The sequence below is a fragment of the Natrarchaeobaculum aegyptiacum genome, assembly GCF_002156705.1.
Classification (GTDB): domain Archaea; phylum Halobacteriota; class Halobacteria; order Halobacteriales; family Natrialbaceae; genus Natrarchaeobaculum; species Natrarchaeobaculum aegyptiacum.
The window spans coordinates 1,522,881-1,539,932 of sequence record NZ_CP019893.1 but is presented as its reverse complement, the minus strand read 5'-3'; the positions used below and the strand labels follow the sequence as shown (position 1 = coordinate 1,539,932).

Sequence of the window (17,052 nt, the reverse complement as noted above, 5' to 3'; positions counted from 1 at the left end):
TGATTTACTGGCCGCGTTCGTACAGAAACGTATGAGCACGGGATCGGAGCCTCACTCCCTCGAGGAACGTGATCTGGCGGCGATGAGGGAAGTTATCGACCGGTATCCAGTCACCCTGGCACTGCTCTTTGGATCCCACGCGACGGGGACCGAGACTGCCGAGAGCGACGTCGACGTCGCCGTGGCGTTTGCCGGCGATCACGCTCCCTCGGATCGACTCGAGTTGCGAGTCCAACTGATCGTCGATTTGATGGAAGCGCTCGGCAGAGATGCGATCGACGTCGTCGATCTCGACCGTCTCGATCCGGCAGTCGGCCGGTCGGCAGTCACGTCTGGTACCGTTCTTGCTGGTGATCAGGAGGTTCTCGAGGCGTACCGATCGCAGTTCGAGCAGGATCGACCGGACGACGACACTCACGAAACGAGGATGCGACGGTTCGATTCGATACTCGATCGACTGGAGGCGCGCGTCGACTCGTGACGGTCCCTGAGGATACCGAGCGGCGAATTTTGCACAACGCAACGTACGTCGAGGAGGCCCTGACCGTTCTCTCCCGAAAGCAATCGCTATCACCTGATGCCTACCGTAACGACCGGGAACAACGCGCGATCGTCGAACGAGAGTTCCAGACGGCGATCGAAGCGTGCCTCGATATTGCAGGATTGGTCCTGACTGCAACCGACGAACAGATGCCGGAGACGTACGCCGGTCGGTTCCGACGACTCGAAGAACTCGGCATCATCTCTCCAGAGACGAGTGAAAAGATGCGCGGTGCTGCTGGATTTCGAACCGTCCTCGCTCACAACTACGGTGACGACCTCGATCACGACGTCGTTTACAACCACCTCCAAAATCAACTCGAGTGGTTCGTTCGGTTTTTGACGGAGATCCGTGACTATCTGACTGAAACGTAGTCCAACGCGACGTGATCGTTCTCAGGGCGGATTCTCGAGTCTGTTCACCACCCGTCAGCGAAGCACGATTCCTCTCGAGCGAGGTACGAAGGAACGGTCCCGATCAGCCGCTGCGAACGAAGAGATGGGGGGACTCAGACCCCGTCGTGGGGATTCGTCCTGACGCCGTAGTTCTCGGCGTGATCCGTGTAGTCGATGAACCGCGGGGCGTCGGGGTCGAACGGGCGCTCGAGGCTCTCGAAGGCCTGCTTCTTGTCCCAGCCCTGGAGTTTGCCGACCGCCGACCGATCTTCGAGGTCGTGGTAGTCCAGACTCGGTTCGGTGAGTTCCCACGCCTTCATCCCCTGTTCGGTTCGGATGATGACGCTCGAGTACTCGTCGGAAGAGCCGACCGATCCCACCGTAACGTCTGAACAGAAGCCGGTGAAGTCGGCACACTCGTTACAGCCCTTGAGCGCGGCGTCGTGGAAGTTCGTCACGTCCTCCTCGACGATCATCTCGTCGTCGTGGTCGTAGACCATCAGCTTGCCGTGGAGGACGTCCATCTTGCCGATCTGGTCGGGTGAGACCCCGCGTTGCTCTTCGAGTAACTCGCCGATGAGGCTGTAGTAGTTGAAGTTCTTCGTGCACATCAGCGAGATCATGTAGTCGACGGCGCGGATTCCCTCTTCGTGGGAGTCGTGGTGCCAGTCGAAGTCCTGCAGGGCGCGCAGCCCTTCGATCTCACAGGGGGTGCCCACGAACGCGAGGCTCAGGTCCTCCCAGTCCTTGTCGGGGAGCTTGTGCTCCCACTGGGCGAGGTCGAGGTTGCCGACGGCCAGCGTCTGGTTGTAGATCGTCCCCGCATTGGCGATCAGGTCCTCACGGCTCGTCGCGAGGTAGCTGACGGCCTTCCAGGGCTCGTCGTCGTCCTCGGTGGCGATGAGCGCGCCGTCGATCTCTCCCTTCTCGAGCAGCGTCGCCAGGATGTGCGTGACCACACCGCCGTCCTGGGCCTCGTCGGTCCACTCCTCGTCGACGCGCGCGGAGAACTCCGTGATCGGGTCGCCGGCACCCTTGACGTTGTCCTCGCCGCCAGTGACGACCCACTGGCGCTCGTACCGGAGGCCGCCGCGGGGACAGAAGTCCCAGCAGAGCGAACAGCCGGTGCACATCTTGACGAGTTCGGGGTGGTCGTCCTCACCGACGCCGATCGAGTCGGAGGGACAGGCCGCCACACAGGTCCCACACTGGATACAGCGCCCGTCCTGAATGACGGCCTCGTCGAGTTCGTGGAACCAGGTCTTCTCGTCGGGCGTCTCGATGTCGTTCATCTCCGAGCGAATCGAGTACTCGGGGGTATCGAGGTCGACGCCCTCGGGAACGCCCACGCGATGGGTCGGATCGCCCTCGTAGAGGTCCTGACTGACACCCTCGGCGGGCTCGGTGAACTCGAGGTCGCCGAGCTGGCCGTCCTCGTCGACGTTCGCGACGCCCGCGCCGTCCGTGGCGACGGGCCTCGAGCCGACCGATCCGTTCGGCTTCCTCGAGGCGCTCGAGCCGACCTCAGGAGACGCGACGTCGGCGGTCTTCTCGCCGCAGGTGCACGTCTCGGGGCCACAGCCACTGTCGGTGTCGGTGGCGGTGTGGGTCGCGCCGTCTCGAGTCGGTTCGTCGGCCGCGCCGCCGGAAACGAGCACGCGCTCGTCGTCGGACGACTCCGTCTGTGAGTCGGGGACGCCGGGGAAGGCGCGGTCGCTCCGCTCGGTCCCAGCACTCCCCGCTCGATTTTTCGAGGCCTCCCGTCGGTCGGCCTCGCGGCTCACGGCTTCGCCGTTCGCCCGATCCGAGGGCTCACTGCGTTCGCCCTCGCTGTCAATCCCCATGGGCAACACCTCGAGCGACGGGTGCCTCGGCACGCTGCATGATCGTCCGGAGGCGGTCGTTGTCGGTCCGGCGGGCCCACTCGTAGAACCGTTCGCCGTCGTCGCGTTCGGCGGCGTAGGACTCGAACAGCTGTTCGATGGCTGGGATGACGGCGTCGGCGGGGACGGCGCGTTCGATCCAGTCTAAGAACTCGTTGTCGGCACCGAGTGCACCGCCGAGGCCGAAGTCCATCCCTTCGACGATCGAACTCCCGTCCTGCGCTCGCGGGCGCTGCCCGCTCGCGTCATCCGAGCCGCGTGGCGGCTCGCCCTCGTCGTCCAGCTTGACCGTCTCGCCCCGGAAGCCGATGTCGGCGATCTGAGGCTGGGCACAGGACGCCGAGCAGCCGGACATGTGCATCCGGATGGCCTCGATCTCGTCGGGGACGTCGATGCGCTCGTCGAGTTCGCGCGCCCAGCGTTTGGTGCGCTGTTTGGTCTCGATGATGGCGTACGTGCAGAACTCGTTGCCCGTACAGCCCACCGCACCGCGGGAGAACGGGCCAGGGTCGGGGCTGTACTCCTGGGCGAACGGTTCGGCGAGCAGGTCGTCGACGTTCTCTTCGGGGATGTGGGTAACCAGGAAGTTCTGGTCGGTCGCCAGCCGGACGGAGGCCTCGTCGGTGCCGTACTTCGTCGCGGCGCGGGCTGCTTCCGCGAACTCGTCGCCGCCCATGCGACCGGCGATGACGTTGAAGCCGACGTATTTGAGTCCGGCCTGTTTCTGGTCGTGGACGCCGACGTGGTCACCCTGATAGCCCACGGTCAGGTTCTCGCCAGCCGTGGGGAGGGCCACCGTCAGACGGTCCCGGACGGCCTCCTCGAACGTTTCGGGGCCGAGTTGTTCGACGAGATAGCGCATCCGGCAGAGACCGCGGTTGTGGCGGTCGCCCAGCTCTTTGAACGTCTGGGCGACGGCGCGGCAGAACTCGACGGCGTCTTCCGGCGGGATGAAGACGTCGAGTTCGGAGGCCATTCGCGGGCCGTCGGAGAGCCCGCCACCGACGCGGGCGTGGAAGCCGTAGTAGAACTCTCCCTCGAGTTCCTTCTTCGCCGGCACGAGCCCGATGTCGTTGATCTGAGACTGGGCGCAGTCGTGTGCACAGCCGGTGATCGTCAGCTTGAACTTCCGCGGGAGGTTCGCGTACTCGCGGTTGCCCGTGAAGTAGTCGGAGACGGCGTCGACGACGGGCTGGGCGTCGAAACACTCGTGGTCGCTGATCCCGGCTGCGGGACAGCCGAGTACGTTCCGGGCGGAGTCGCCACAGCCCTGGACGGTCGTCAGTCCGACCTCGTCGTAGCGGTCCCACATCTCTGGGATGTCCTCGACGCGGATCCAGTGTTTCTGGATGTCCTGTCGGGTCGTGATGTCGACGTAGGCGTCACCCCACAGCTCGTTTTGGGTCTCGCCGCCGTACTCCTCCGGCGCGACGGCATAGTCCTGGGCACACTCCCCGATGACCTCGGCCTGCTCGGGCGTCAGGTAGCCACCCGGCACCTTCGTCCGGATCATGAAGAACCCCTCCTGCTTCTGGGCGTACATGCCGGCCCACTTCAGGCGCTCCCACTCGCCGTCGCCCGCTCGCTCCTCGATCTCCTCGAACGTACACCCCTCGGCGGCGTACTCGTAGACGTCGTCGATCACGTCGAGCGGGTGTTTCTCCTGTTTTTTCTGTTCCGTCGAATTCATCGGTACCACCCGCTCGAGCGCCAGTCAGGAACCGGGACCGCACACCTGCATGCAGAACTCATCGTATACGGGGCCACTGCCGCCGTGAGTATACCTCTCCGTAATGGGGCGAACACTGACGGGGGTCCCCCGAGCCGGACAATGTTGCCTGATCGCAGTGGCTGCCGTCTCGACTCGAGTCACCGAATCGAACGTAGCGCGCCGAACGCGCCGATCTTCCGATCCTCCCGGCCAGCGCCGTCACCGCTCCCGGCAAGTGTGGCCGCGGGCCCCGCGCTCGAGTCGCCGCGTCGTCACTCGACGTGAACCCGTGGCCCGGGCCAACGCGGTAACTCTATCGGAGAGTCCGTACCTCGAGCGACAGAACAGCGGGAGAAAAACGACGCTGCCGGCTAGTCTTCGGCCAGCAACCGGTCGACCATCTCCTCGGGGTCGAACCGCTCGATGTCGTCGTAGCCCTGTCCGACGCCGAGGAACAGGATCGGCTTCCCGGTGACGTGGGCGATCGAGATGGCCGCCCCACCGTTCGAGTCGGCGTCGGCTTTCGTCAGGATCGCACCGTCGATCTCAGCAGCCTCGTTGAACTCGCGGGCGCGGTTGACGGCGTCCTGACCCGCCACGGCCTCGTCGACGAACAGCGTCATGTCGGGGTCGACGACGCGGTCGATCTTCTCGAGCTGGTCCATCAGGCCTTCGTTGGTGTGCAGACGGCCCGCGGTGTCGCCCAGCACGACGTCGACGTCGTTCGCCTGGGCGTACTCGACGCCGTCGTAGAGTACGGCCGCGGGGTCGCCACCTTGCTCGTGGGTGATGAGCTTCGTCTCGAGGTTCGCTGCGTGTTCCTCGATCTGTTCGTTGGCCCCGGCGCGGTAGGTGTCGCCGTTGGCCATCACGGTCGAGTAGCCTCGCTCCTCGAAGTAACGGCTGAGCTTGGCGATCGAGGTGGTCTTCCCGACGCCGTTGACACCGGTGAAGACGATGGTGACTGGCTTGTCCTCGACGGCGATGCGCTCGTCGAAATCGAACTGCCCGACGCTGATCACGTCGTAGATCGCATCTCGCAGTGCCTCCTCGACGACTTCGCCGGTCGACGTCGTGAACGTGCGCGTCTCGCCGACCAGTTCCTCGCGGATGTTGTCGAGGATCTCCTCGGCGACGCCCATCTCGACGTCGCTCGAGAGTAACGCCAGCTCGAGTTCGTGCAAGGGCCCTTCGAGGTCTTCTTCCTCGATGACGAACTTGCCCTTGACGAGCGACCTGGCCTTCCGGCCGAAGCCGGTCGAGTTGGATTCCTCGTCGTCGGCGTCGGCTTCGTCTGAATCGGTTTCGTCGGCTTCCGCGCCGACGGCGGCTGGAGCCCCGGTGTCGTCTGCGTCAGCTTCCACACCGCCGACGGGCTCCGCTTCGACGTCCGGCTCGACCGCTTCGTCGGCATCGTCACCGACCGCGTCGCTCCCGGTTTCGTCGACGGCTGCCGCCTGTGTGTCGGCGGCGTCGCCCTCGAGAGCCTCGGCTTCGCCGTCACCGGCCTCGAGTGCTTCGTCGGCGGCGTCTGCGGCCTCGACCTCGTCGAGTTCGTCGTCGTCGACTTCCTCGACGTTCTCTGCAGCCGCCTCCTCGGCGTCCTTGCGGAAGCTTCCGAGTTTCTTCTTCAGGTTGTCGAACATGCGTCTCGCGGCTTACTCGTCGTCCTGCTGGCCCTGGCCTTCGCCCTGGCCGCCGAGACCCTGCAGCTGCTGTTGCATCGCCTGTTGCTGGAGTTGCTGGGCCTGCTGCTCGAGTTCTTCCTGCTCGGTCTGGAGTTCGGCGATCTCGGAGTTGAGTTCGCTGACGCGCTCGTCCAGATTCTCCTTCTTGCTCTCGAGTGCGGAGACGGCGTCGTCTTCCTCGAGTTCGGCGGCGTAGTCGGCACCGAGGTCGACGATCACTTCGTCGATGTCCTGGATGGTCGCTCGAAGGTACGCGCCGCCGCCGATCGGCACCTGCACCGTCGACTCGGTCTCGAGCTGGTCGAGGGCGTCGATGGCCTCGTCGACGTTCGACTTCTCGTCCTGAACGTTCTCGACGTCTGTCTGGAGTGCCTGAATCTGCTGGTCGATCTCCTGAAGTTCCTGGGAGAGCTGCTGGAGTTGTTGCTGGCTCATTGTGCTGCGACCTCCTCGTTTTCGGCATCGATCGTCGTCCCGAGTGCGGCGTGGTCGTCTCGAGTGTTGAACCGACCGGTAACCGTAAACTGACTCATGTCTCCTCATCCGGCGGGCAGTCGGAAGAATCTTCCCTTCCGTTCTCTCGATCGGGATCTACGGCGCAGTCCACGAAACCCGGCGAGTACTCGCGCGTACGGTTCGTACACGCCATCCCAGCACCCCGTACGGCAGTACCCCAGCACGTCGTAAGGCAGAACCACTTTACCCGCGCCTCCGTACAGCCGACTATGAGCGAACTCGACTCCGGCACCCTGCTTCCGAACGACCGCATGGAACAACAGGCACTCGAGGGCGAGGTCACCCAGATCCACCGCGGCCAGCAGTACGCCGACGAGGGCGACACATTCGCAATCGACGGCACGGCGTTCGAGGTCGTCGAGGTCACCGACCGTACCCTCGGCGACCTCACCGACGAGGACGCCCAGAAGGAGGGGATGCCCGACCTCGAGGCCTATCGCGGTCTGCTCGAGCGCGCTCACGACAACTTCGAGTGGGACGACGATAGCGAGGTCGTGTTACACCGGTTCGAGCGCCAGTGACGTTTCACTGACGGCTCAGCTCGCACCAGTACCGTTCCAGGCGTCGACTGACGAGTGAAACCGGGCACCCGCGTTCGGTTTCACCCATCAGTTCAGGGTTGGACCGCCACTAGGCACCCACGGACTCGGCGTCTGGCGCGTCGGTTCTCGAGCCGAGTCGCGTGTAGTAGGACGTGTGGACGGCGTACAGGTACGAGTAGAGGATGCCGGTCAGAACCACTGCGAGTCCGGTGATGGCGGCTCGAGTGGCGGTCTGCTCACCGGCTGCGGCGAGTTCGGGGTCGATGAACACGAACTCGAGGCCCATCACCGGTGCGAACGCGACGAGGGAGATGCCGATCCAGAGCAGCGAGTAGCCGACGACCGAGCGGAGGTTCGATCGGACGAGCGAGATGCTCCGGGAGAACGACTCGAACGCCCGGTTGCCGTCGACGACGATGGCCGTGTTGAAAAACTGCAGGAACATGAACAGGACGAACGCGACGGCCATCACGGCGAGTACGAGGAGGATGCCGAGGCCGACCGCCAGCATCGCCACCGTTCCCGATTCGGCTCCGCCGACGGCGAATCCGAAGACGGCACCGAACATCGCCACGAACATACCGACGACGGTGACGGTGAACAGCAGGGCCCCGAACAGGAGCGAGGCACCGAGCAGCGACACGTAGGAGGCTCTCCCGGACTCGACCAGCTGCCCGAGCGACGTCGTCGAGCCCTCGAGGGCCTCGAGGGCCATGCCGATGAGGCCGCCGAGGAAGAACGGCCCGAGGAGGAGCGCGACGACGAAGCCGACGCCGACGACGACCAGCGAGCCGACCAGTTCACCAGCGGTCGCGAGTTGGCTGGCGAGCGCGAACAGCAACCCGGCGAGCAGTATCACGGGGTTGGTTCGGAGGATCGTCAATCCGTCTTTGAACGCGGGGAGTACTGCCATAGCATCTTCCCCTTGGTGGTACTATCATAACATCGTCACGTAGGCTCAAAATCGGTTTTGAGTCATCGAGACGCGCTATCGCTGGCTCTCTGCAGTCGCGTTTCCAGTGCTCGGAGAGCGAACCGGGAGAAGAACGGGCGTCGAGCCCTCGAGTTGGTTTCAGTCGATGTAGCCGAGTGCGTCCTCGATACGGCCGAGTTCCGGGCCGGTGGTGTCCTCACCGACGACGTAGCCGGCCTCGTTGGCGACCAGTCCCGAGCCCACGAGCGGGGCCCCGTAGTTGATCGTGCCCACGTCGGCCCGGACGTCGAGGACGTCCTCCAGATGGTCGAGTTCTCCGTCGGTCGCCTTCGGGTGACAGAGCACGCCGGTGTTGGTCGCGACGGCGGCCGTCCCCACGGTGCGGACACCTGCGAGGTCGCCGCGCTCGACGGGCACCTCGAGTGCGTCTTTGACCACCTGGATCGCCTCGCGCGAGAGGTCGGGGTGGACGTACGCGCCGTAGTCGTTGGCGAGCACGACGTTGCCGGCGGCGTTGATCGTTCCCGGGAGTTCCGCGACGGGAACGTCGACGGTCTCCTCGAGCCGCTCGCGTTCGTACTCGAGGACGCGCGCGCTGACGAGGATGCCGTTTTCGTTACCGGTTGCTAGCGCACCGACCGTCGAGGAACCGCCGACGGTCGTGGGGACGACGGGGACCTCGAGTTCGGCTTCTAGCTCGTCGAGGACGTCGTCGTCGACGTCGGGGCGGACGAGCACGCTCGAGTTCGTCGCGCTGGCGAAGACGCCGACGTACGACGACCCGGCGAAGGCGAGACGTTGCAAGTTTACTCGGCGACCTCGGCCTCGACGACCGCCTCGCCCTCCTCGTCGAAGCGTGCGGCGCGGACGCGGAGCTTGCGCGGCGGGTTGGATTTCCCGTTTGCCCAGATCTCCTCGTTGATCGAGGGGTCGAGGCGGATGGCGTCTTCGTCGACCGCGAAGTGTTTCGCGAGGTGTTCACGGACGAGTCGCATCGCGAGGTCTGCGGCCTCGTGGTTGGGGCCTTTCTTGACGTCGCGCAGCGGAACCGTCACGACGCGTTCGTCGAAATCACTGGCACTCATGGTTACTCGTCAGTGTTGCTACGCCGCCAGTTGCGTCGCTTCGGGTTCTGGGTGACTTCCATGTCGGTCTTGACCATGACCCACGTCGGCACGCGACTGTTCTGCTTGTCGAGTTTGGCAAGCCGCTTCTTCTTGCCCTTCGATTTCTTGCCCATAGTAGCCGCACGTAGCCCACGCTGGCTTAAAATCTTGTCCATCTGGGGGGCGGGCCCTCGAGTGGCCCCTGTGGCCGCCTCCGGGCGCGTTTCGCGGGGGTAGCGGTGATCGTGACTCACCTCGCTGGGTGTCCGACTACTCGAGCGAGAACGCAGCGACCGTCGAGTACACCGGTCCCTCGTCCGTCAGCGTGCTCTCGGTGAGCCGGACCGACTCGACCGTCGTCTCGCCCACCGTCGGCTCGCGCTCGGTGACCAGCTTCTGGACCAGCTCCTTCCCGCCGGCGTGTTCCATCCGGGCGAGCGTGACGTGGGGCGTGAAGTCGTGGTCCTCGGCGTCGAACCCCATCGCGGTCGTCCGCGATTCGATGGCCTCGTGGAGCCGGGTCAGTTCTGCACCGCCTTCCTCGACCCCGAGCCAGACGACGCTAATGTACTCGAGGCTCCAAAACACGCCGAGGCCGCCGTAGCGAACCCGGAAGGAGTCGACGTCCGCGTCGGAAACGGCGGCCTCGAGTTCGCGCTCGAGGTCTGGAACGCGATCCTCGTCGACCTCGCCGAGGAACTTCAGCGTGACGTGGGCCTGTTCGGGATCGGTGAAATTGAGGCCGCTTGCCTCGCTGAACTCCGACTGCAGGTCCGCGACCGGTTCCGCGAGGTCGTCGGGCAGGTCGACGCTGACGAACAGTCGCATACGTGGTCGTCGGTCGGCGAGGCTATTGAATCTTGGATCGGATCTGTGGGTTCGTTTCGACGAGCCGTATTCAGTTACTCGATTGGGTGACCGGTTTTTCTTCTGAACACCACGAAAGCCCCCGATCCGCTCAACCATCCGCGACTCGCTGCGCGCTTCGTTACACTGCAGTGCTTGCGTCGTCGGGGACGGATCGAGCGGATCGGCCCCTTTCATTCCCACCCGCTGTGGCTGATCGGTCTGGAGATATGGGTGGGAATGAAAGGGGCTGCCGCCGTCCGGGAAGACGGGCGACGCAAGCACTGGAGGGAGCAGAGCGACCGAAGCGCGCAGCGAGCTATTCGCGAACGGAGTAAGCGAATGCCAGCGAGGCGCGAAGCGTCTCGCCAGGCCATCGACTGGACGCCGGCAGGGGCTTTCGTGGTGTTGACCACGGATTCAGCGTTCCTTTGCCACCCGCCACAGCCGCATCCTCGAGTGACCCATAGCATAGCGACCAGGGACGAACGCTTTTATCGGAGCGGGAACCACTCACGTATCGTGGCAGACTCGAGCGGGTACATGCGGTTCTTTCCGTACGAGCGGCCCTACGAGAACCAGCAGGAGGCGATGGACCGGATCGCCAACGCGCTCAGCCGCGGGCAGGACGTCCTCTTCGAGGGGGCCTGCGGGACCGGCAAGACGCTCTCGTCGCTCGTGCCGGCCCTCGAGGTGGCTCGCCAGCAGGGCAAGACGGTCGTGATCACGACGAACGTCCACCAGCAGATGCGCCAGTTCGTCGCCGAGGCGCGGGCAATCGCTCGCGAGGAGGACATCCGCGCCATCGTGTTCAAGGGAAAGGGGTCGATGTGTCACATCGACGTCGGTTACGAGGAGTGTCAGGCGTTGCGTGACAACACCCGCGCGCTCGTCGACGCCGAACGCGACCGGTCCCAGCTCGAGCGTCGCCAGCGCGACCTGCTCGCAGAGAGTCGGGACGGCGACGCTGGCGCGGCAGACGCCCGTGCGGCCGTCATGGACGAACTCGAGTCGGTCGAGGACCGACTCGCGGACCTCGAAGAAGCGAACGTCTGTGACTACTATCGGAACAACCTGACCGGGGACACGGACGACTTCTTCGCGTGGCTGTACGACGACGTCCGGACGCCCGAGGAGATCTACGAGTACGCCGAGCGCGAGGGCTTCTGTGGCTACGAACTCCTGAAGGAGGGCATCGAGGGCGTCGATCTGGTGGTCTGTAACTACCACCACCTGCTCGACTCGACGATTCGCCAGCAGTTTTTCCGCTGGCTCGGGCGCGACCCCGAGGACGTCATCGCGGTCTTCGACGAGGCCCACAACGTCGAGGACGCCGCTCGAGAGCACGCGACCCGAACCTGCTCCGAGCGCACGCTCGAGTCGGCACTCGACGAACTCGAGGGGGCAGACGACCCGCGTGCCGAGGACGCGGCGAACGTCATCCGGGCGTTCTACGACGCACTCGTCGAGACCTACGAGGATTCCTTCGGTTTTGGCGACCGGGAATCGGTCGGCGAGACGTGGGAGGACGTCCCCATCGCCAACGAGGACCGTCGTGACGACCTCACGCTCGCGTTCTTGAAGCGGTATTCGGGCCGGGGGATCGGCGACGACCTCGAGGCGGCGGCGAAGCTTGGCCGTGAACTCGACGAGCAGTACGAGGAGGCCTATCGCGAGGGCGAGACGGCCACGCGGGCGGAGTGTCAGACCCTGCAGTCGGCGGCGTTCGTCAGCGCCTGGATGGACGAAGGGGCGGCGGAGGGGCTTTATCCCGTCGTCTCGGTCACCCGTGACGCCGGGACCGACGAGGTCTACGGCCGGGCCGAACTCTACACCTGCCTGCCGCGGCAGGTGACCGGCCAGCTCTTCGAGGAGGTCTCCGCGACGGTCCTGATGAGCGCGACGATCCAGCCGTTCGACGTCACCGAGGACGTCCTCGGGCTCTCCGATCCGGTGACGATGGCCTACGGGCTGCAGTTCCCGGCCGAGAACCGACAGACGTTCGCCGTCGAGACCCCGCCGCTGTTCGCCTCGGACCGGGACGACGCCGACGTCCAGGAGACGGTCACCGGGACGATCCACGACGCCGTCCGGATGACGCCGGGGAACACGCTCGCGTTCTTCCCTAACTACGGGGAGGCCAGCCGCTACGCCGAGCGCCTCGAGCGCCTGTCGTCGGCGACGGTCTATCTGGACGAGCCCGGTGAGTCGGTCGAGGCGGTCCGCCAGTCGTTCGTCGCCGACGACGACGCGATTCTCTGTACCTCCCTGTGGGGAACCCTCGCGGAGGGGGTCAGTTTCGACGGCGACGATGCCCAGACGGTGCTCGTCGTGGGAGTTCCGTACCCGCACCTGGACGACCGTGCGGAAGCGGTCCAGGAGGCCTACGACGCGGCGTTCGACGGAACCGAGACTGGCTGGCGCTACGCCGTCGAGATTCCGACGATCAGGAAGACGAGGCAGGCTCTCGGCCGGGTGATCCGCTCGCCAGAGGACGTCGGCGTCCGCGCGCTACTCGACGCACGCTACTCCCGCAGTGCGAAGTCAGATCTGGGTCGATACAGCGTCAACGGCACGTTCCCCCACGAAGAGCGCGAGGAACTGGTCGATATCGACCCGGAGAAGTTGAAGTTCGCGATGCTGAACTTTTACGGCGGGCACGACGCCTACGATGGCGACCCGCCGACGCCGTGAGCGTCTCGGCGCGCACCTTGCACCGGACTGGATCCGAAACGCGGCCACTCAGAAGCTCTGGGCGTCTGCGTCGTCGTCGAACCCTTCGGGTTCGTTCATGACGTACGCCAGGACGAGCCCAACGCCCAGCAGGAGGACGATGAATCCGACCATCGCGCCGACGAGAACTTCGGCACCGTCGGTCGTGAGGACGCCGTTGTCGCCGCCGTAGGTCGTACCGATCCAGAGCATCGCGCCGATCATGACGAACACTGCAGCGACGGCGACGACGATTTCGATGATCCGCTCGCGCTCGAGCATGGTTGGTAGTTCCGGGGGCCAGTGCAAAAGGGCTTCGAAGGGCTGTTCGGTACCGAGAGCAGTCTCAGGCGGTCGCCAGTTCACGCTCGAGGTCCCGAAGCTGTTCGACGCGCTTTTCGGTCGGCGGGTGGGTGCTAAAGAGTTGCCCGACGATGCCGGACTTGATCGGGATGATGAAGAAGGCGTTCATCTCGGCCTCTTCGCGCATGTCGTTTTTGGGGACGCGGTCCATCTCGCCGGCGATCTTCATGAGTGCGGAGGCGAGCGCAGTCGGGTTGCCGGTGATCGCGGCGGCACCGCGGTCGGCGGCGTACTCGCGGTACCGTGAGAGCGCGCGGATCAGAATGTAGCTGATGATCCAGACGACCAGCGAGACGCCGATGGCGACGACGATGCCGCCGCCCTGTCGGTTTCGACCGCCGCCGAAGAGTGCCCCCCAGCGGACGATCATGAACGCGATGGTCGAGAGGAACGAGGCGATGGTCATCACCATCATGTCCCGATTCTTGACGTGGGCGAGTTCGTGGGCGATGACGCCGTCGAGTTCGTCGCGCTCGAGGGTATTCATCAGGCCGGTCGTCACCGCGACGGCGGCGTTCTTCTGGTTGCGACCGGTCGCGAAGGCGTTGGGGACGTTCGAGTCGATGACCGCTACTCTGGGCTTGGGGAGGTCGGCCTGCTGGGAGAGTCGTTCGACCGACCCGTGCAGTTGCGGATACTCCTCGGGGGAGACTTCCTTCGCCCCCATCGTCTTGAGGGTGAGCGTGTCGCTGAAGTAGTACTGGACGAGGGACATGCCGCCGAAAAGCAACGCGAACACCGCCAGCCCACCGCCGTAATAGGCGGTAATCACGCCCGCGAAGACGATATAGAGGGCGAACAGCAGGAACATCGTCAGGAACATCCGAAAGCGAAGACCCCAGTCCGCCTGCCAGTTCATACCCCTCCCTAGGCGCTCGAGCCGAATAAGCCTCACCACTGGGATCGGTGACATCTCGAGACTCCGTCACTACGCGAGCGGTCGCGCTGAACCCCTCCATTTCGCGTGGAGACCCCGGGACGCGACCACGTCTGACAGCCACTCGCACGGCTGTGTCTGACGTGCGTCTGACACAGCGACGCCCCCTGCTCGAGCGGCAGGGGAACTGGTCTCTCGAACTCCGAGAACTCGCATATGAGTGCCCTCTGGGGCCCCATATCGACGTTTCTCGAGTTTCTCCACTCCCGTTTCGAACCCCTCTGTTTCGGGTGGAAATCTAGGAATCTCGAGACGACTGTGAAATCCGGCCGATAGACTCGAGGGACGAACTCGAGAGCGCGGTGCTTAACTCGCTCAGTTAACTAGTACGGACAATGAGTGAGTCGCGTGCGTTCTGTCCCCGGTGTGGGGACCCGGTGCCGGATCGGTCCGGGAGCGACGCAGCCGATCCCCTTCGGCCGGGTGCGGAGGTCGACCTCTGTGACGCCTGTTACTTCGAGGACTTCGACTTCGTCGACGCCCCCGACCGGATCGACGTGCGGGTCTGTGCCCAGTGTGGGGCCGTCTATCGTGGGAACCGCTGGGTCGACGTCGGTGCAGACGACTACACCGACGTCGCGATCGAGGAGGTCAGTGCGGCCCTCGGGGTTCACGTCGACGTCGACGACGTCGCCTGGCAGGTCGAACCCGAGCAGGTCGACCCGAACACGATCCGGATGCACTGTTACTTCACGGGCGTCGTCCGCGGGACGCCCGTCGAGGAGGAGGTGATGATCCCGGTGAAGATCGCCCGCCAGACGTGTACCCGCTGTGGCCGGATCGCCGGCGACTACTACGCCAGCATCGTCCAGATCCGTGCCGAGGATCGGACGCCGACGAGCGAGGAGATCGACCGCGCGAAGGAAATCGCCAACACCGTCGTCGCCGAGATGGAGGCGACGGGCGACCGCAACGCCTTCGTCACCGAGATGGGCGAGGTCGACGAGGGGCTGAACATGAAGGTCTCGACCAACAAGATCGGCAAGAAGATCTCGAACAAGATGGTCGAGGAGTTCGGCGGCACCGTCAACGACGCCGAGACGCTCGTCACGGAGGACGAAGACGGCAACGAGGTCTACCGGGTCACCTTCGCCGTCCGCCTGCCGCCGTACATCCCCGGCGACGTCATCGAACTCACGAACGGCGACGACGACGGCCCCGTCCTCGTGCGCAGCGCCCACGGCAACCTCAAGGGCACCCGCGTCACCACCGGCGAGCGCTACGAAGCCAGCTACGAGGAGGGCAACTCTCCCGACGCGCGCCGACTGGGCCGACTCGAGGACGGCGTCGAGACGACGGTCGTCACCGTCGAGGACGAGAACGCGGTCCAGATTCTCGATCCCGAAACCTATCAGGCGAAGACGGTCTCGCGGCCGGACTACTTCGATCCCGACGCCCAGACCGTTCCCGTGCTCAAGAGCCGCGCCGGGCTTCACATCCTCCCCGACCCCGATCCGGACACCGGGGGCGACGACGCCGGGCCCTACGACCCCTACGCGAACCGCGACGAGGGCGATGACTGACGGGGGCGAGCAGCCGGCGACCGACGACCTCGAGGCCGTGCTCCCGCCAGCAGCCGACGACGCGCCACTCGCCGCCGTCGTCGAGAAGCCGCGCACGGAGACGGCCATCGCGTCCCTTCGCGCCGAAGGCGTCTACGACGACTCCCGAAAGGTCATGGAGGCGCGAGGGCGACGCGACGCGGAGCCCTCGAATCAACCGAACGGGTCGAAGACCCGCGAGGATGGCCCCGACAGGGTCGCTCTCCCCGTCCTCGAGCCACCCGCGGAGACGCGCGTGCTCGAGGTCGTCCGACAGGTCGATCCCGAACCCCGGAGTCCGGACCTCGAGGACCTGCTCGCCGAGTGGGGCTGGAGCGACGCAGACCTCGAGTCTGCACCGGGCTCGTGGGCCGTGATCGGCTCGGTGATCCTCGTTCGCCTGCCTGACGACTGTGCAGACGAGACCGACGTCGCCGAGGCGCTGCTCGAGTGCCACGGCGAGGCCGACAGCGTGCTCGCAGACGAGGGCATCGCGAACGACGGCGCGGCTGGAACCTACCGCGAGCCCCGGACGCGACTGCTCGCGGGCGAGGCAGATACCGAGACGATCCACACCGAACACGGCACCCGCTACGGTCTCGATCCCGCGCAGGTGATGTTCTCGCCGGGCAACCAGGCCGAACGCGCGCGGATGGGCGACCTCGCGAGCGAGGGCGAGCGCGTCTTCGACATGTTCGCCGGCATCGGCTACTTCACCCTCCCGATGGCTCGCGCCGGTGCCTCGGTCACCGCTACCGAACTGAACCCGACTGCCTTCCGCTACCTGCTCGAGAACGCCATGCTGAACGACGTCCCAGATCGCGTCGACGCCTACATGACCGACTGTCGGGACCTCGCGGGTGACCTCGAGGTCGACCGGATCGTGATGGGCTACTACGGCTCGAGCGATTCGTCGGGGGCGAGAAACGACGGCCACGACGCGGAGTCGGACGAACCTGCACCCCCCAGCGACGAGGCCCACGCCGCTCGTTCAGACGGCCCCCACGCCACCCGCACCGACGAGGCCCACGAGTTCCTCCCCGACGCCCTTGAGGCGCTCGCCCCCGGCGGCGTCGTCCACTACCACGAGGCGACGCCCGAACCGCGGCTGTGGGATCGCCCGCTCGAGCGCCTCGAGACCGCCGCGGATCGGGCTGACCGGGAGCTCGAGGTGCTCGAGAAACGACGGGTCAAGAGCCACAGCGCGGGCGTCGAACACGTCGTCGTGGACGCCCGGTTCGAGTAACCGGGCTGCGTGCTTTCGTCTCGGCGGAGAGACCCAGTCACGAGGGTGGGTCGTGACATTCATGCTCCAGGGGGCTGTACCGACCCGTATG

17 protein-coding genes are annotated in these 17,052 nt (G+C 65.3%); 6 read left to right on the top strand and 11 right to left on the bottom strand.

Going from position 1 to position 17,052, the window contains the following annotated elements; all coding sequences use genetic code 11:
- Positions 1-31 precede the first annotated feature (31 nt).
- Both mntA and hepT read left to right on the top strand, forming a co-directional pair.
- Positions 32-481, top strand: a complete 450-nt coding sequence (gene mntA / locus B1756_RS07620; RefSeq protein WP_086887996.1) for a type VII toxin-antitoxin system MntA family adenylyltransferase antitoxin — start codon at positions 32-34, stop codon at positions 479-481.
- Positions 478-915: a type VII toxin-antitoxin system HepT family RNase toxin gene (hepT, locus tag B1756_RS07615; RefSeq protein ID WP_161493156.1), complete on the top strand. Its 438-nt coding sequence runs from the start codon at positions 478-480 to the stop codon at positions 913-915. Before mntA ends, hepT begins: the two co-directional genes overlap by 4 nt.
- A 134-nt stretch (positions 916-1,049) precedes the next feature.
- Here the strand turns inward: hepT and B1756_RS07610 are convergent, their stop codons facing one another.
- The 4 genes from B1756_RS07610 to pfdA form a co-directional block, all read right to left on the bottom strand.
- On the bottom strand, positions 1,050-2,780 hold the full coding sequence (locus B1756_RS07610) for a Coenzyme F420 hydrogenase/dehydrogenase, beta subunit C-terminal domain (protein WP_086887994.1): 1,731 nt from the start codon (positions 2,778-2,780) through the stop codon (positions 1,050-1,052).
- Positions 2,770-4,509 carry a nitrite/sulfite reductase gene (locus tag B1756_RS07605; RefSeq protein WP_086887993.1) on the bottom strand — a complete coding sequence of 580 codons (1,740 nt, stop codon included), beginning with the start codon at positions 4,507-4,509 and terminating at the stop codon, positions 2,770-2,772. The genes B1756_RS07610 and B1756_RS07605 overlap by 11 nt, the downstream gene beginning before the upstream one ends.
- Positions 4,510-4,901: 392 nt before the next feature.
- Positions 4,902-6,176, bottom strand: coding sequence for a signal recognition particle-docking protein FtsY (gene ftsY, locus B1756_RS07600; RefSeq protein WP_086887992.1), 1,275 nt, complete (start codon positions 6,174-6,176; stop codon positions 4,902-4,904).
- A 12-nt stretch (positions 6,177-6,188) separates the two neighbouring features.
- Complete coding sequence (gene pfdA / locus B1756_RS07595; RefSeq protein WP_086887991.1) at positions 6,189-6,653, bottom strand: prefoldin subunit alpha; 465 nt, start codon at positions 6,651-6,653, stop codon at positions 6,189-6,191.
- A 290-nt stretch (positions 6,654-6,943) separates the two neighbouring features.
- On the opposite strand from pfdA, the gene B1756_RS07590 reads away from it, so the two are divergent.
- Complete coding sequence (locus B1756_RS07590; protein ID WP_086887990.1) at positions 6,944-7,255, top strand: ASCH domain-containing protein; 312 nt, start codon at positions 6,944-6,946, stop codon at positions 7,253-7,255.
- A gap of 109 nt (positions 7,256-7,364) precedes the next feature.
- On the opposite strand, the gene B1756_RS07585 is transcribed toward B1756_RS07590, so the two are convergent.
- From B1756_RS07585 to thpR, 5 genes are all read right to left on the bottom strand, one after another.
- On the bottom strand, positions 7,365-8,189 hold the full coding sequence (locus tag B1756_RS07585) for a DUF7847 domain-containing protein (protein WP_086887989.1): 825 nt from the start codon (positions 8,187-8,189) through the stop codon (positions 7,365-7,367).
- 159 nt (positions 8,190-8,348) lie between these two features.
- Complete coding sequence (locus B1756_RS07580) at positions 8,349-9,014, bottom strand: translation initiation factor IF-6 (protein WP_086887988.1); 666 nt, start codon at positions 9,012-9,014, stop codon at positions 8,349-8,351.
- A gap of 2 nt (positions 9,015-9,016) precedes the next feature.
- Positions 9,017-9,295 carry a 50S ribosomal protein L31e gene (locus B1756_RS07575; protein ID WP_086887987.1) on the bottom strand — a complete coding sequence of 93 codons (279 nt, stop codon included), beginning with the start codon at positions 9,293-9,295 and terminating at the stop codon, positions 9,017-9,019.
- Between the two features lie 2 nt (positions 9,296-9,297).
- Positions 9,298-9,450, bottom strand: coding sequence for a 50S ribosomal protein L39e (locus B1756_RS07570; protein WP_086890092.1), 153 nt, complete (start codon positions 9,448-9,450; stop codon positions 9,298-9,300).
- Positions 9,451-9,586: 136 nt separating this feature from the next.
- Positions 9,587-10,144: an RNA 2',3'-cyclic phosphodiesterase gene (thpR, locus tag B1756_RS07565; protein ID WP_086887986.1), complete on the bottom strand. Its 558-nt coding sequence runs from the start codon at positions 10,142-10,144 to the stop codon at positions 9,587-9,589.
- Positions 10,145-10,705: 561 nt separating this feature from the next.
- On the opposite strand from thpR, the gene B1756_RS07560 reads away from it, so the two are divergent.
- The gene (locus tag B1756_RS07560; protein ID WP_394340698.1) at positions 10,706-12,856 is read left to right on the top strand and encodes an ATP-dependent DNA helicase; all 2,151 of its coding nucleotides are present in this window, start codon (positions 10,706-10,708) and stop codon (positions 12,854-12,856) included.
- 48 nt (positions 12,857-12,904) lie between these two features.
- On the opposite strand, the gene B1756_RS07555 is transcribed toward B1756_RS07560, so the two are convergent.
- Together B1756_RS07555 and htpX are read right to left on the bottom strand one after the other, a co-directional pair.
- Positions 12,905-13,156 (bottom strand): DUF7472 family protein, encoded by a 252-nt coding sequence (locus tag B1756_RS07555; RefSeq protein ID WP_086887984.1) that lies wholly within the window; start codon positions 13,154-13,156, stop codon positions 12,905-12,907.
- Between the two features lie 64 nt (positions 13,157-13,220).
- Positions 13,221-14,096: a zinc metalloprotease HtpX gene (gene htpX, locus B1756_RS07550; protein WP_086887983.1), complete on the bottom strand. Its 876-nt coding sequence runs from the start codon at positions 14,094-14,096 to the stop codon at positions 13,221-13,223.
- Between the two features lie 413 nt (positions 14,097-14,509).
- On the opposite strand from htpX, the gene B1756_RS07545 reads away from it, so the two are divergent.
- Both B1756_RS07545 and B1756_RS07540 read left to right on the top strand, forming a co-directional pair.
- Positions 14,510-15,697 carry a 60S ribosomal export protein NMD3 gene (locus B1756_RS07545; RefSeq protein ID WP_086887982.1) on the top strand — a complete coding sequence of 396 codons (1,188 nt, stop codon included), beginning with the start codon at positions 14,510-14,512 and terminating at the stop codon, positions 15,695-15,697.
- Positions 15,690-16,961, top strand: coding sequence for a class I SAM-dependent methyltransferase (locus tag B1756_RS07540; protein WP_086887981.1), 1,272 nt, complete (start codon positions 15,690-15,692; stop codon positions 16,959-16,961). Before B1756_RS07545 ends, B1756_RS07540 begins: the two co-directional genes overlap by 8 nt.
- Positions 16,962-17,052: the final 91 nt, after the last annotated feature.